At 35.0% G+C, this 16686-nt stretch carries 13 protein-coding genes; 1 reads left to right on the top strand and 12 read right to left on the bottom strand.

Translation table 11 applies throughout. The annotated features are described in order from the left end of the window. Positions 1-279: 279 nt before the first annotated feature. Positions 280-831: a recombinase family protein gene (locus AAV96_RS15160; RefSeq protein ID WP_046739912.1), complete on the top strand. Its 552-nt coding sequence runs from the start codon at positions 280-282 to the stop codon at positions 829-831. An 8-nt stretch (positions 832-839) separates the two neighbouring features. On the opposite strand, the gene AAV96_RS15155 is transcribed toward AAV96_RS15160, so the two are convergent. From AAV96_RS15155 to AAV96_RS15100, 12 genes are all read right to left on the bottom strand, one after another. Then, positions 840-2039 carry a reverse transcriptase domain-containing protein gene (locus tag AAV96_RS15155; RefSeq protein ID WP_046739911.1) on the bottom strand — a complete coding sequence of 400 codons (1200 nt, stop codon included), beginning with the start codon at positions 2037-2039 and terminating at the stop codon, positions 840-842. 710 nt (positions 2040-2749) lie between these two features. Then, the gene (locus AAV96_RS15145; RefSeq protein ID WP_046739909.1) at positions 2750-7756 is read right to left on the bottom strand and encodes a DEAD/DEAH box helicase; all 5007 of its coding nucleotides are present in this window, start codon (positions 7754-7756) and stop codon (positions 2750-2752) included. Positions 7757-8012: 256 nt separating this feature from the next. Next, positions 8013-8192 (bottom strand): hypothetical protein, encoded by a 180-nt coding sequence (locus AAV96_RS15140; protein WP_046739908.1) that lies wholly within the window; start codon positions 8190-8192, stop codon positions 8013-8015. Between the two features lie 66 nt (positions 8193-8258). Continuing rightward, complete coding sequence (locus tag AAV96_RS18520; protein ID WP_264673824.1) at positions 8259-8369, bottom strand: MbcA/ParS/Xre antitoxin family protein; 111 nt, start codon at positions 8367-8369, stop codon at positions 8259-8261. Next, entirely contained in the window at positions 8366-8626 is a 261-nt protein-coding gene (locus tag AAV96_RS15135; protein ID WP_264673823.1) for a helix-turn-helix domain-containing protein, read from the bottom strand. The genes AAV96_RS18520 and AAV96_RS15135 overlap by 4 nt, the downstream gene beginning before the upstream one ends. Beyond that, a complete protein-coding gene (locus AAV96_RS18310; RefSeq protein WP_046739907.1) occupies positions 8595-8765 on the bottom strand; it encodes an XRE family transcriptional regulator in 171 nt (56 codons plus the stop codon). The genes AAV96_RS15135 and AAV96_RS18310 overlap by 32 nt, the downstream gene beginning before the upstream one ends. 91 nt (positions 8766-8856) lie before the next feature. Beyond that, on the bottom strand, positions 8857-10095 hold the full coding sequence (locus AAV96_RS15125) for a tetratricopeptide repeat protein (RefSeq protein ID WP_046739906.1): 1239 nt from the start codon (positions 10093-10095) through the stop codon (positions 8857-8859). 25 nt (positions 10096-10120) lie between these two features. Next, entirely contained in the window at positions 10121-10729 is a 609-nt protein-coding gene (locus tag AAV96_RS15120; protein ID WP_046739905.1) for a hypothetical protein, read from the bottom strand. A gap of 564 nt (positions 10730-11293) precedes the next feature. Next, the gene (locus AAV96_RS15115) at positions 11294-11710 is read right to left on the bottom strand and encodes a hypothetical protein (protein ID WP_046739904.1); all 417 of its coding nucleotides are present in this window, start codon (positions 11708-11710) and stop codon (positions 11294-11296) included. Position 11711: 1 nt separating this feature from the next. After that, entirely contained in the window at positions 11712-13838 is a 2127-nt protein-coding gene (locus tag AAV96_RS15110) for an integrase (RefSeq protein WP_046739903.1), read from the bottom strand. Continuing rightward, positions 13831-15387, bottom strand: coding sequence for a site-specific integrase (locus tag AAV96_RS15105; RefSeq protein ID WP_046739902.1), 1557 nt, complete (start codon positions 15385-15387; stop codon positions 13831-13833). Before AAV96_RS15105 ends, AAV96_RS15110 begins: the two co-directional genes overlap by 8 nt. Further along, positions 15380-16606, bottom strand: a complete 1227-nt coding sequence (locus tag AAV96_RS15100) for a site-specific integrase (protein WP_046739901.1) — start codon at positions 16604-16606, stop codon at positions 15380-15382. The genes AAV96_RS15105 and AAV96_RS15100 overlap by 8 nt, the downstream gene beginning before the upstream one ends. Between the last annotated feature and the right edge of the window lie 80 nt (positions 16607-16686).

Below are 16686 nucleotides of genomic sequence, written 5' to 3'. Positions count from 1 at the left end.
TCTAGAACGGATATATACTAAAAACAAATATATTATTATATTACAATTGATTATAGTAAAACGTAAAGTATTTTGTCAATTTTTTTATTTTAAATTTAACAAAACTACTTACTGCACAATACGACTAATATGTCACAAAGACACCTCCATAAAATTAGTGTTAATTAAATGGTCGTTTTCTTTACATCTAAAACATGATCCCAAAATTACATTTTTTATTCAAAAAAACGTAAATAAATTCCGATAATAAATCTATGTAAAGTTTAGGTACGTTTTATTATGATTATTGGATATGCTCGGGTCAGTACACATGACCAAAATCTAGATTCACAATTAGATGCACTCCAGAAGGGAGACTGTGAACAAATTTTTCAGGAAAAGATAACTGGAAAATCTAAGGATCGTTCTGAATTGATAAGTTGCTTGAAAGCCCTAAGAAAAGGTGATGTTCTGGTTGTATGGAAACTCGATCGTCTTGCCCGTTCATTGAAAGATTTAGTCGAGATTATTACTGACTTAAATCAGCGTGAGATAGGCTTTAAATCGCTTACAGAAGCAATTGATACCACCTCTGCTACTGGCAGGCTAGTGTTCCATATTTTTGGAGCATTAGCTGAATTTGAGCATAGTTTAATTCGTGAACGTACCATAGCAGGTTTGGATGCAGCTAGAGCAAGAGGACGTAAAGGTGGTCGCAAACCATCCATGTCTGAAAAAGATATTAAAAAGGCCCAAGCTATGTTACGAGATCCTCAAATTACTAAAAAAGAGGTAGCAATACATTTTGGAGTAAGCCGAGTAACGCTAAATAGCTCACTGAATAAATCTTAGAATTATTCTTAGTTGCTATCTAACAAGAATTTCATATATTGAGGATGTATTTTCTTAATATCTATTCCTAACCCTTGGAATAGTAAACTAATTGCATCTTCCTTTTCTTTTTGTAGCCTATTATTAAAATCTATTAAATTTTTGGAATCAGCATCACTATAACAATGCTGATAGCCTGAAACTATCTGCTCCATCCTAGTTATAGTTTTACTAAAGTTTAGCTTCATTTTAATATTACTATTGATATTAGTTAGATGACTTAGACTATCTCTAACATTTTCAATGACATGAGGCGGAATATACCAGTCATATTTTGAATTCTCATATCGTAAGTCTAATCCTAAAAAATTTACTGTTTCCTTTTCAGAAATAATCTGTGTTTTTGACTTTTCATCAATTTCAGGAAGTGTTAAACCTAAGTTATGCAATTCTTGAAAAACTAATTCAAATACCTCTTTACACTGCTGTTCGGAATCAAGAAAGAATATCAGATCATCCGCATAACGGACATGTTTATATTTTTGCTTAATAAGCCAATTATCAAAATCATTTAAGTAAAATGATGCTAGTAAAGGTGATAAAGGCATCCCTTGTCTGACACCTTTTCCAATCTTAGACTCAATTAGCTTTTTATGCGTCTTTGCATATTCATGAGGAATACTTGGATCGCAGCAAATTATGGATTCAAACAAATAGAGTATGTCAGTTGGTATATTTTCTCGTATTTCCTTTAACAAAGTTGCCCGAACTAAATTATCAAAAAACGATGCAATATCTGTTTTTAAAACAAAGGGCTTTGTATTTCTTAAATCTTTTGCCTTTTGTCTTGCTCGAAATATACCTACACCTGAAACAGAAAAATCGTTAGATTTAAGTATAGCTAACTCATGTTTTAAGTTCTGGGCAATGTAATCAATTAAAATCATCTGCACTAGACGATCTCTAACGGTTGGTATGCAGATTAAACGTGGCTTTTTACTAGGATTCTTTTTATTCTCAATAATTACAGGATACAGTTTTTGAAATCTATAGCTTTGAGTTTCAATTAATTTTATTAAAGACTCTAATTGAACACTTAAATTATTCTCAAATTCTTTAATTGAAACATAGTTGGTATGATATTTTTTATCATAATTTTTAATATTTTTTTGTTTGAAAATTTTAAATTTTTCATCAAAATTTTCTTTAACAAAGTCTTTAAAAAACATAATTTTATATCTCTTTCTTCTCCATTGCGTCCTTGTAAAGCTATCTCGCAACGGTTAAAAAGGGACACATCCATTCAAATGGTAATAGCTCTTCTCATCGGTGATAAGACTAGCCAGTCCATCCACATGGTTCTGTTCTGATGCACATTTCTGTGTTGTCGAGCGAACCAATGGTTTACAACAGTGTGAGCAATTTATTGCCATCTTTTTTCTTGAAATGCTGCTATTAGTATAACATAAAACAACATCGAGAATCAACACGAAAAACTCCACAATTACCAACATAACCACATGATTTTCCTGATAATTTTTTGACGAAAATATCAAAACCAACTGAAACAACCACTTGACAATATAGAGAATTTCGGTTCTCCAAACCGCCCGTAGCCCCACGCCCACCATCTTGAAAAAGCCAAGTACCCCCCAAGTAATGATAGCAAGGGGACTGTTACATCCATTCAAATGGTAATAGCTCTTCTCATCGGTGATAAGACTAGCCAGTCCATCCTCATGGTTCTGTTCTGATGCACATTTCTGTGTTGTCGAGCGAACCAATGGTTTACAACAGTGTGAGCAATAGTAGGGTTTTAACCGACCATTTAGATATTTGAAATATATAAGAGTATTTGTATATCAGCAACATACAATAAACAATGAACTGTAATAAATAGTAAAAAGCCATTTAGATAAATCTAAATGGCTTTTTATTTCTAGATATCCAACTTAGGCAAAGCTCTCACAATCTTCATTGTTTCCAAACTTACTGTAATGACCCGTAAAAACAACTCTAATGGATATTTAGCATCACCCATAGTTTCAATTGCCCAATCATTTGCATCGTTTACAATACCACTGTCTTTGTGCGTAGAAACACCTTGACGCTCCATAACCCATTCGAGTGCTGATTTACCATTTACAACGTAGTCATACGCTTCTACAGGGATTTCACGAATCGTAATCGCATTGTTATAAACCACTGTATCCTTTTGGTCTTTTTTAGGGAATCTCATCTTAGTCACATAGAAGTCTTTACCTTCTAACTGCTTTAATGATTTATTACCCAAGTCCAATTTGGCTTTGTATGGTTCTACTGTTTCATAGTTTAAATGCCAACGTGCTAAATCACGCCCTGCTTTAGAAAATGCCCAAAAATCTTCGAATTTTTTCACACATGGAATGCGTGGTAACTCTTTAGTAAGGTTGTCTGCGTAACGAGTACGGTAATCTTCACTATGCAACAAGCCATATACATAGTAGAAAATGTCTTCCTTGCTAAACTTTTCAGTCGGGTAAGCATCTTGGAAATGCTTTAACCCTTCATCACTAATTGCATCTTTACGAGTGTATTTTTCAACTGTTGTATTGTTTTCAGTTTGATTAAATAGGTCATCAGATTTGGCTTCTGTTGAAGTTTCTTCGTATAGATAAAGTGGGAAACATTGACTGTTATAAAGTAATTTTAATTCTGAAATATTGTGACAAATTAAAGCTGAGAAATCTTTATCTTCTCCACGGCCAGTAATAACAATAACTATATTCTTAATATTTTTATTAGGAAAAAATGAGGGGAATTTAAAAACCCTTTCATTTAGTTCTCGACTAAAATAAAAGTTAGCTTTTGTGAAAGGTCTATACATCGAAATGAAGACATTTTCGTCAAGGAATTCAATAGCTTTATTTCGTTCTAGACTTCTTTTTAAATTATGCGTCCAACTTATTTTTGTTGTATCAATATTAATAAATTTATCAACTGTCTTAGCATTTATTTTGTCTTTTAAGAAACGTAATCTCTCTAGATTATAAAAATCTAGCATATTGATAATATTTTGAGATAATTTTTGTTTTGAGTAATTAACACACCATGCATCTCTGTTAGTTGCAATCCCCAAAGAATAATCTTTAAATATTGAGTTTTCTGAACTTTCTTTTTTCTGCCCTATAGAAATAAACTTTTCAAAAGAATTATCTCTGTGATTTAACCAATCATTATGATTATCTGGTGTAATGGTTGTCCAACCATCAATTGCGGTAATGCCATCTATGCTGACTAGATCAGAAATCTTCTCTAATTTATCTTCACGGCTTAGATAATCACCAATGTCATGGAAATAGATTTGACCATGTTTTTTTGCATTTGGATTTTTTAATAAAATAGCAATAACAATAGGGGATCGACTTCCACTACCAAAAATTTTTCCGCCTTCTTGTCGTGAGCGTTCACCAGATGTTCGTTGATTTCCACGTAAGTGAAAGAAATACAATGAGCTAAATTCCTCTGACAAGCATTTTCGTAATCCATCTGTAGAATTCGAATCTAAATATCCTGCATTTGTTACAAAACCAATTACTCCACAGTCTTTAATCCGATCACTTGCCCAACGAATTGCACGGATATAAGAATCATAAAGACCTTTTTTCATGGTTGCAGTCGAATGAATAGCATAAGTATCTCGAATTCTATTATCCAAGTTCTCATACTCAACATTTTTATTATTATCGGATTCATTTTTTTGTCCGATAGAGTATGGTGGATTTCCAATAATCACACGTATATCAAGGCTCTTCTGGCGTTTACGTCTTGCACTGTTATCAATTAAAACCTTACTGACCAAATCCTCTTTTTCATACATTTCAAAAGTATCAGTTAAGCAAATCCCCTCAAAAGGTGCATATTCAAGGTCAGGATTATCCGTTTTTAATTGATCGTGATACACGGTTTCAATGTTGATGGATGCAATGTAATAAGCAAGTAAAACAATCTCATTGGCGTGGATTTCATTCTTATATTTGTAGGTCAAACGATCAGCTGGGATTAAACCTGATTGAAGCAAACGGTTGATAAATGTCCCTGTACCCGTAAATGGATCAAGTACATGAACATTGTCATCAGCAAATGTTTTACCAAATTCGCTTTTCAATACATCATTTACGCTATGGATAATAAAGTCCACCACCTCTACAGGGGTATAAACAATCCCTAGTTTTTCAGTCATTCGTGGAAAAGCGTTTTTAAAGAATGAATCATACAGCGTTAAAATAATGCTTTGTTTACCTTCGGCAGTATTAATTCCTTCTGCTCGCATTCTGACTGATTCATAGAATGAGTTAAGCGTATCTGTTTCTTTATCCAAATGATGCTCATTCAGCGCATCTAGCACCTTTTGCATTGCTAAACTCATTGGGTTATGTTCAGCAAAGCTATGATCCTTAAATAATGCATCAAATACTGGCTTAGTAATTAAATGTTGCGCCAACATTTCAATAATTTCAGCATCAGATACACTATTGTTTAAATCATCACGTAATTCATGAGCAAACTCATTAAATGCCGTAATTTCATTCGTATTTGCCGGGTTTTCAAGAATGGCTTGAATGCGGTCAATATGAGTTTTAGCAATTTTCGCTACATCACCTGCCCAATCTTCCCAGTGATGACGATTACCACATTTTTTTACGATCTTGGCATATAAAGCACGTTCAATCTCGCCAACTTCAAATACCATTTCCTCTTGAACTGGTAGCGGGGTTTCTGATGTACCAATAGATGAACCACCTTTGGCTTGTGCTTTGGCCCTTTGTTTTTTACCTGCACTTAAACCTGTAGTATTTGTTTCACCTTCACTTTGTTTTGGTTTGGCTTTTTTAGTCTTTTTAACAACCTTATCAGCAACCGCAATAACTTCCATGCGAGATACATCTTTGCCATTAAACTCTAACTTGTTGATCATCGCATCAAAGCGGTCATCATGCGCACGTAGAGCGTTTAGCACTTGCCATACCACACGGTAGGTTTCATTAGAATTTAATGCCTGTTCAGGCTCTACACCCGCAGGAATCACTACTGGTAATATGACATAACCAAGTTGCTTACCTGGCGCTTTGCGCATAACACGCCCAACAGATTGCACCACATCGACTTGTGAGTTACGGGGTGTAAGAAAAAGAACCGCATCAAGTGATGGGACATCCACACCTTCTGATAAACAGCGCACATTCGACAAGATACGACAGGTATTTTCAGGGGATTGTTCTTTTAACCAAGTGATTTTTTCTTTCTTCTCTGTGGCATTCATTCCACCATCAACATGTTTCACTTCACAATTAAGTTTCAAAGATGGATCAATATATGGATCTTCTTCTGTTTGATATAAATGATCCATTTCTGCTTCTTTATAAGCTTCTATGACAGGTCCAAACATATCTCGAATTTGTATTGAACTGACTTTATGCTTTTTACCTTTATACTCTTTTTCAATCACCTGACAGAAAGCAACCGCACGTTCCATTGGTTTTGCAATTGTACCATCAGGATTATATAAACCTTGTTTAGCGAGAGCTTTCCAGCAACCAACAATTTTTGCAGCATCATCAACTTTTAGAGAGTTATTTTCGTCTTTTAATAAGCCTTGTAATTGTCGATTGATATGGCTTTCCTCAACAGCAAGTACAATTACCTTATAGTCACATAAAATATCCATTTTTACTGCTTGTGAGAATGTGATTACATATAAATCTTCACCAAAAATCTCTACTCGATTCATAGGGTAAAGTTTAACTTTGTTTTCTTCTTCATCTTTTAGTGCATCTTCCCCATAAATACGAGGGGTAGCAGTCATATAGAGACGTTTTTTCCCTTGTACATAATCATTGTTATGAATTCTTACAAATTTGGATTCATCGTCGCCTTCAAAGGTTGCCCCTGTGGTGCGGTGGGCCTCATCACAAATGATTAAATCAAATTCAGGGAATCCTGCTTTTTGAGCTTCTGCAATCACATCAATGGAATGATAGGTTGAGAAAACGACATTCATGTCCTCACTCGCTTCATTCGGTTTAAATAAATCTCTTGCCTTAAATGCTTTAACTAAACTTTGAGGATTGGTTGTAGCTGGGAATTTTAAATCACTAATCCCGACTACAATATTGTCATCATCTTTTTTCTTACCCACATCACTATCAGAACAAACTGCAAAGCTACGAATACCAATCATAGTATCCTGTGTCCATTCATCAAGTGTTTGGCTTAATAACGCTAGGCTAGGAACAAGAAATAAGACATTTTTACCACGCCCCGCTAATTCTTCCGCAATACGCAAGGAGGTAAAAGTCTTACCTGTACCACACGCCATAATGAGCTTGCCACGATCAGCAGTCGCTAAGCCGTGTTTAACAGCTTGAAGTGCAGGACGTTGATGTTTGCGTAATTGTTTTTTATCACGAAAAATCGGCTTCACATTTGGGTCAAAATTAAACTGTGACCAGTCAATTAAACTTCCTTCTAAATCTAATAATGAAATAGTCGCAACAGGGGGATGCGCATCCACTAAAGACGATTTAGCATTATCAGTCCAATCATCCGTAGAAGCTACGATATAGCGATATGTAAAATAGGATTTACCAGAACCACCTAAAAAACTATCAATATCTTTCTTCTGAATTTTTGTAGTGTTGTAATTTTTACATTGGATGGGATGGAACTGGCCATCAATCGTTACCGCAACAAGGTCAATACCATAGTCACGTTTATCAGTAATATTTAACTTTTCACCGTACTTTTCCACCCAATCTGCATAAGACAAAACTTCTGTGTAAAGTTCAGCATATTTAGGCTCATTCAAAAAATATTGAACCATCAAATTTTCAAATGAAGTGCCTTTATCTCTATTTGTAAGTGTAATTTTTTCGATAGATTGAAGTAAATTAGTTAAAGCTGACATTCTGAATAAGCTCCAAAAATTTTAAGTGTTTTTTACACTAAAATTTAAAAAATATATTGATGTGAAATTTAACATATTTATAAAAAAGGCATTAGGAAATATAAGGTTTTTGAATTTTTCTACTAATAAAAATAAGAACAGTATGTGAAAAAGAAGAATTATTAAATACACATATTATCTAGGCTTTAGACTGTACATTTTACCGCCTGAGCCATGTATAAGATTACATCATGGGCAGTAACGACAGAAGTTAATGTCATTTGTAGGCAAGCTTTTTAAGTTCAACTAGATGCCGACTTATTACACGATTAGCGGCATGCATCATTACACGCATTGAAGCCTCATCATCTCCAAATTGTATTGGCACAACCTGACTCATCGAAGGTGGACGAGGCTTGCGATTTTCAGTCATAAAGTCTTTAAAACGTTTAACCATGCTGCATCTCTCAGAGTTTCTTAACAATAGAATTAAATTCTAATACACATAATCTCTTTATAGAAATCACATTTTCGCTCGAACCGAGTCAACAAAATGTAGCACTGTGGTCAAGCCACTAATAGTTTGAATCTGCTCAATTGGAACTCCTTTGGTCGCTTCATTATAGGAATTCATGAGTAGTGAATCCATTCTGAATCTCCACCACTGAGTACATATACTGCACGATAAATATCAATGAGCAATATGGCCAGTTCTCCTTGCTTAGATGCAGGGTCAAGTACAGGATTGGCTTTTAAGCGGCTGATCGAGCTACGATGCACCCCAACCGCAGATGCAACTTTTGCCTGTTTCAGACCTAGCTGATCAGCAGTATTAAGCAACGCTTTTGCCAATACCACTTTAGGATCTGCATTTGATTGGGTAATATTCATCTTCATAAGCTTCAATAAGTGAGACTAAAATTTCCATTTCTTCGGCTTCAGACGTTCCTTCCTCTGCTTGAAAAATGCTTTCTAAGCGAATAAATACGTTAGTAAGATCATCATCATTTCTGATTGGTTGAATATTCACTGATATTTCCTCATTCTTATATTGTCCTCCAATTCCTAATACCCAGAAACAGGAGCATAGACATCAATATAGTTTCCCTAATTTAAGATTATTATTTCGGCTTCGAATATAATTTACTCTTACTATCATGCTGATAAAGTACAATTTTATTTACTTTAACCATCCGATTATTGTCATTCATATCCGTTCCCTGATAATGAATCTGGAATGGATAAAATGGTTGTCCATTTTTGTTGACTTTGATTGCTGAAGAATAGCCATACTCTGGTTGTTCTGAAACTTTTCCTTCTTCAAACATTTGTTCAACAATATAGCTTTCTTCATTTAACAGAAGCAGTGACCATACGCTTTCCCCATAACCATTACCGTAATAACCATCAATGGTGTAGCTTCCTAGTGTATTGTTTCCAAAAGCTTGTAAATTCCTCTTAAACTCTTGGGCGTTCCATGAGGTTCGACCATATCCCTCGATACTTTCAATTCCCCCTTGGGCTGTTTTTGAAACCATTTGGAATTGTCCATTGCCCAACTTTTTAAAGAGATATAATTCCAAAGTACCTCGTGTAGTATGTGAGGTTTCTATCCTGCCTTCGATTGCTAAAGTCACTTCTACAGGGACTAAATAACGGGTTTCGCCCTGCATATTTTGGTATGTAAAAATAGGGGCGATACTGATCACAGCGTCAGTGAGATCGTCCAAGTCACTAGGCTTATTAACATAGTAATATTTGCCACTTCCCCAATAATCATCTTTTTTTCTTTCTCTGGATGATGTCACTTTATAAAAACTTCGGGCAATGGTATCCGTATTTAGGTTAGGAAGTACCACTTGCTTAAAGTTTTTAGGCTCAAGCGTGGATGTATTATAGTATTTAATAGCCGTTGTGGCTGTTTGTACTGATGACGTTTGAGTGGTATTGAGCTGTTGTGCTTTAGCCTGCAACGTATTGTATAACTTGACTGCTTCAGGTTGTCCCTGCCGTGCAGCACTTTGCAATAAGGCTATACCTTTTTCTGCATCCTGTGGCACACCATCTCCATTTAAATACATGGTCGATAATGCGTACTGAGATGGGGCATAACCATTAGCGGCTGACTTGGAGAACCATTCAGCAGCTTTTTTATGATCTATGGGTACGCCATTTTTACCTAGGTAGTAAAGCATCCCCATATTATGGTTACTTTGGTTGTTATCTCCCTTTGTTGCTACTTGAGACAGAACATAGTTTAACCCTGCTGACAGATTCACTTTTTTGGTTTCAGCACATACTGTTGAACTAGTTACGACCATACCAGTAGTCATAACAATACTGAGCATTAATTTTTTCATCTGATTCTTATCCTATATATTGTTGTTATTGATAATGATCAGCCGATAGTAACTGGCGGATTTCACTTGCCATTTTTGGACTACGCCACGGAAATAGTACCTTAAGGCTATAGTTAGGTTTAAATTGATCTCTTGTTCCAATATTGACTTGGAACTCACGCTTCATTGGTGTTCGATATTCACGCTGATTAACATGTGTTCCCATCATCGGGTTACTGATCACGGTAGTGGTGGTTCTGAAGCGATCTTCAACCAAGTTGTAATGACCTACAGAGGTAATGTAATCAAAAGGATATTTAACTAAACGTTGATCAGGCTGATCAAACAGGATAATGGTTTTATCCTGACTGTTAATCCAGACTCCACGATTTTGATAATTAAAGGTTTCACCCTGACGTTTCAGTTGTTCGGTCATCCCATCAAAGAAAGTATTTCCATATTGATAGAGGTAGTAGATGATCACAAACCAGAATAGATCAAAACCAAAGAAGATATATGCGAAAGCGCCAAAAGAAAAAATCTTGGCAACAATTAAAAAGATCACAATCGGTAAGACTACACACTTTAAAAATAGCTTGGATTTCTTTGGGTAGTTTTCGATTGGAATGATTTTTGGTTTGGTTAATTCAGTCATAGTTATTCCCACACATGTTTAATGCAATAACTCACAATCACAAGGGGGACATAAAAATAGGTATTTTTTATAGGCGTGACTTAGCCATCCACCTTATGAATTGTTCTATTTAAAAATGTTGCTTTTAATACAGCTAATTAAGAATTAGCTCTGTATTCCCCATTGTCTGAAATAACGAGGCTGAGCATGTGGCGAGGCACAGAAGAGAAAAAATGAATGAGACATGGTAAATTCCTATATGCAAATAAAAGTCTACCAAATCACTGCTAAATGATGGTGGTAGAACAAAGAGGGGGTTAGCAGACTGGGCATATAGAACCAGCACGCACGAAGCGTCCCCCTCCCGTTCTACCGCAAAGGGGGAACAAGAAGGTTTCGCACATAATCCATACTTTGATAAGTATGAATCTGGTACGCTATACGCCACGGTCTGCTAAAACCGACTGACAATTTAGGTCAGCAAGGGAATGATAGTTTTTAGCAGCCGTCCAGTCAATTACTTTGATTTTTAGTGGGGTCAGAAAATAGCATTCACTGATCAATTTATCTTATTTATACTTAAAATTAATCCGAACTTTTCTTGCTCATCGGCTCATTCAATTTAGCAATACTTAATCCATATTTATGAGCATTGTATTGCCACACTACGAACTGCTCTAACAACATAGCGTTTTCTTTTTCGAGTCTGGCATTCTTGACTTCCAAAGCCTCAATTCTAGTTTGAGCAATTTTTAAACTAGGAGGTAATTTCTGTGTTGGATTACTCTTAACCTGTGTAGATTTTGGTTTTTTGCATTGATCATAGGCATTCTTAATACGTACATATTTCTGTAATGTTTGACGAGTTGGCGCAGGCACAAACTCTAGCTGTAGCTCAATAGCTTTACATAGGAGTTCCCAAGTCAATTTCTGATCTAAAGGCCAATAATCAAGAAGCTCAACAATATTCTCAATGTCTTTATCGGTTAAATGCTGTGCCATATCAAATCCATAAATCCATTTGCAATGCAGGACTGAGCAAATGTGGTTCATCCTCTATCTTTTTACGTTGAGTATTCTCAATAACGGGGATTCGTTTACGACCTGCTTTTTGATACGCTAAATCGAGATGCGTAACATCTTCAGAAGTGGGCAGACTCAAAGGTGTTCCATCGGGAATGTTTGGATCATCCAGTAGAGTAATCATCTGTTCACAACGTTTAATTGTAAGCTCTCTAGTTTGCAACCAAACCATTGCACCAGTAACATTTTTACTAACAGCCCCCTTATCCTTTGCCCATAAGATTTTTTCTTTTCTAAGTCGATCTTGAAGCCGTTTTTTCTTTTCTGCATCACCTTTAATGCAAACATGTTCCGTACAATTCAAACAGTTTCGATATTTTAAGCAAGGTTCATCAATATAGGAATGTGTACAGAGACCAAACTCGGTAGTGTGCATGGACAATGTTGTTTTGGTATTTAGCTCTTGTAGAGTACGAGGTGTAGCGATCTGAAATGTAAATGCACTATCTGTATTTACTGTACCAACCTCATTTTTCTGCATCTCAATTAAGCCAAAATTACGATCTTCAACCGAAGTATGGTCATATACTCGATTTTGCTTCATATCAGCCCGCCCTGACCATTTAGCGAGTAACATGCTATCCATTCCATTGGTATTTGCTATCGTATTCAATAAATGTCGAAACTGATGGGTAGACATACTATAGTCACCATATCCCCACCGTTGAAAAATAGATTGGACATTTGATAACTCATCTTTTCCTCTTAATTTCTTTTTGGTTGGTGATAAATCTTCATTTAAAGTATCAATATGTGGTATCCATAATTCTGAGAAAATAGTCGCTTTATCACTATGGAATTGGTTTGCGAAACAACAAAATAAGGCTTCTGACCATTTAACCTGAATACCATTACCTGTTTTAAAAGGTATATAAGGAAAACCTTTAGGTAGTCTATTTCGCAGAATAATATTTAAATCATTCAGGCAGACTTCGTAATCACTAATAGGAATACCTCTAGTTTTTAAAAAGGTTATACCAGCATGACTCGCGTTATTCGAGTTTTCATAAGAAGATATATCCAACCCCATCGCTAATAGTACCTCAGAACGCTTTAAAAACTGATCATCAGGCACTTTAGGACAAAGCTCATGTCTTGGAAATTTATCACTTGTCTCAAGCAAATATGCTAAATGTCTAGACTTTTCTGACATCTTAATCAAACGTTCAATAGCTCGTTGTACCGTTGGGATCATGACACTTGGAATGTATTTAATGTCATGCCCATAATTTTTCTGTGCATACCACCTAATACCTAATACTTTCTCAATACTAGAACCATCTGCTATAAGCCCTAAACTGCTCTTAGAAAGCGTTTGGACTTCTTCCTCATGGATACAATTATGCTTTAAGAAAAATAGCTCTGATGCTCGTTCTGGCGCAGCTAGAAGCAAACTCACAGCACTGGTGACAAAAATATCTCTATCTGACAATTCTGAATCTTTCCGTGAGAAAATATCAGCTAATGCAAAAATCGCATCCTCATCAGGAAGTTTAGATTCTCTATGTTCCTCTGACTCCTCATCTAGTACAATCGACTTATCAGCAGGTTTTTTAATTGGATTTTTCCATTCTGGTAAAGCAACTATTTTTAATTGGCGAAGAAAGTCTAAAAGAATCTTTAGTTGTCTACCTACATGGTAAGCAGAACTCGCTTTATAATTTACTTTTGCATTTTCAGCAGCCAAGTCAAAATCTGCAATAACCAATTTAGTTAAATCAATTTCACCATATCGGTCTAAACATATTTGTTCTATTGCTCGAATTGAAAGAATTGTATCTTGAGTTTTTAACTTACTATTAGTCCTTTGATACTTAACATACGCCTTGGCAAATTCTAGAATTGAATGATGCAAAAGATTTTCAGGTGATCTATCTTTGGATGAAATACCTGTTTTGACAAAGTTTACTTCGCCTTTCCAATAATTCTCATCAAATCTAATATCTTCATTTAATTCTGATAATTGTTTAACAAAATCAATAAACCGCTTAATTTCGGAGTAAGGAGATTGGATTTTGTCAGATGGAAAATATATTAAATTATCCATGATTAAACTCCTCACAGGCATCAATAACTTGCTGAACGGCAATAATTGTTCGATCATTCACGGCAGCGACTTCAAGGCTACACCCCATCGCAATTAGATCATCTCGTTCTTTTATTAATTGCTCTAGAACTAGATGGTGAGGTGCATTTGCCCAAGGCATAAACTTACTACACAGATAACATGCGATTGGTGCATAATCGTTACAGTATTGATGTGTACCACATGAGCCGACATCACAATCCTGTTCTACATAAGAAATTCTATTCGCATCTTTAACTTGTGATTGAGCCTCAATCTCATCCTTTACAACTTTTCCCTGAAAAGCATCTGCATATTTGCGTAAACTTTCATCCATGATAGATGATATTTGCTGTGCAATTTCAGGAATACTTTGCACATAGCAATGCGCATTCTGGGTGTCATGATGATCTAACAGCTTTGCAATAACATTCACGCCTGCTTTTTGCCTAGCAGCATTTGTACCAAGCGTGTAGCGAAACCGATATGCAGTTATATGTATTGGTTTACCAGTTTCTCTAGAACGGACTCCAAGCTTCACCACAGCATCTCTCAATATTTGAGTTAATTCAACAGTAGGTAAATGAATAATTTCCTTTGATAAAATTTCTGAAATTTCATTCTGATTGCCCCAATCCAGATTAGCTAATTTCTCAAAATCATAGAATAGTGGTAACTCTGCAAACTCTTGTTCAGATAACGCTCGCTTTATCTGTTTAGTTAATTTCTTCTTTAAAATTTGAATATGCTCAAATAGAATTTTCGCAATACTTTCACGAATTCCCACTTCACTAAAAGCAAATCTGAATCCACTAGCACCCCTAACTTTAGCTCTCGGAATGTTAAGGATATGAACTGCATTTGTATCATTAAAATTATATTTATCTGAAACGTATAGATCTTTCACCTTTAATCCTGCAATCTGGATGGGTCTTCTACCAGTCGCACAAAAAATACGAATTAAAGCAGCCTCATAATAGGAGATCTTATTTTCTGCTAAATATTCGTTGGTTCTAGTAATAATTGCTTGAAATTCAAATGAGCTAAATGGGCCTTCATCTGGATCAAGGGAAAGGACTGCTACTCCTTTGTCATTGCCACTTAATCTCCATGAGTCTATTAAATCGTAAATTTCACCATCTACTGAGGAATAACCCAAATCATAGAGTTTTTTTAAAAAAACTCTAAATTTTGCTAACTTATATTCGTATTTCTTATCATTATAATAGTTTTTATATTCTAAAATTCCTTTTAAAGTAATTTCTGACTCTCCTGTCAGATCGGGATACTTAAGTGCATAGCGGATCATTTCTGTAGCATGTGTGCTTGAGCTATATTTAGCAAAGTGTATAAAGGTATTTAAAACATCAGACCTAACTTCCTCCGAAAATTTCGAGAGATTCGACATATTTACTTGCTGATTAATATCTAACACCCATATATCATCATAAATATCAACTTTATAACCTTTAAATGAGGTAAAGGTATTTTGTAATTCATCGAAACTATCGATTTGAATTGATTTATTCATTTTCATCCTCAAATTTTTCTTGGATACTTAAAAAAATCTCTACAGCACGCTTATTCTCTGCACGTCTTGAATATCTTCTTGCACTTTGTGAGTTAGGTATCCATCCCATCAGATATGCACGATCATTTTCAACTTGTGATTCTGTTATTTTTCCTGTTTCCACTAGGACGTGTGACTTCTCAGAAAATTTATCATTCCAAGTATGTCTAAATGCATGAGCATGTACATTGAATAGAACAACTTTAGAAATTTCAGAAAAGATTTTATCTAAGGCATTGATTGATAAAGGCTGGCCTTTATTTGATAAAATCAAAAAGTCTGTTAGCTCTGCATTAGGTACTGTTGACCTATAATTTAAAATATAAGTTTCTAATTTTTTCTTCAGATTTTGATTGACTGCAATTGATCGACTTCTAGTTTTAACCAAAGGTTGATATAGCCTAGAATCACTTACATCATGAGGATTACGCTTAATAGTAAGATACGATGTACCACCTTGAGAAGGGGTTATATCTGTAAGCTTTAAATTTAATAATTCACCTTTACGACATCCAAGATATAAAAACAAATAGATAATTAGCTCATTTCTATAAGTAAGATAATCTGATGTCCAGATACGATTCTGATTATCAGGATCAACCGCCTTGAAAATTTTATTTAATTGATCACTATCAAAAGATTTGTATTCAGACTGAATATCCATGGACTTACGAGGTCTACGAGATATTAACAAACGTTTTGTACTTGTTATTGCTGATGAATGAAGATGAGTCTCAAACCATCCAATATATTCAGCAAAATTAGTTAACCGCCGATATATTAATTGTTTAGATACATAGTCCTGAGTAACAACCAATTTTGCTCTAGATCGCTCTTTATTATTACTTTTTGGAAAACTTATGATCTTTTTTTTTGAATCTGCCCCACCTAATCGACTACGATTGAAACTGGTTAAATTTACTATAGCTTCTATTTCGTTTAGTTTTAAAAAATCTTTACTTTTTATCCTTTGTTCCAAGTCAATTCCTAACTTATCCAACAACTGAAACAGCAACTTAATATCTTCCAGAACAGCTGTAATAGTATTGATTGATTGACCACGATTTCTTAAATGAATGATCGTATATAAATTTGGATAAGTCATAGGAACACCATCACTATTCAAAAGAACAGCAAATCTCTCACCACTACTCATTACAAATCTTTTAACAGACATCATAGTTAAATTTAACAAAATATCTAAGTATTAAATATCATAAGATATAAGTAAAAAAATTTACAGAACCATTTCTAGTATCT

Source organism: Acinetobacter sp. AG1, from assembly GCF_001005525.1.
Taxonomy (GTDB): domain Bacteria; phylum Pseudomonadota; class Gammaproteobacteria; order Pseudomonadales; family Moraxellaceae; genus Acinetobacter; species Acinetobacter modestus.
The sequence above is the reverse complement of the archived record's forward strand: the minus strand, read 5'-3'. Positions and strand labels throughout refer to the sequence as shown.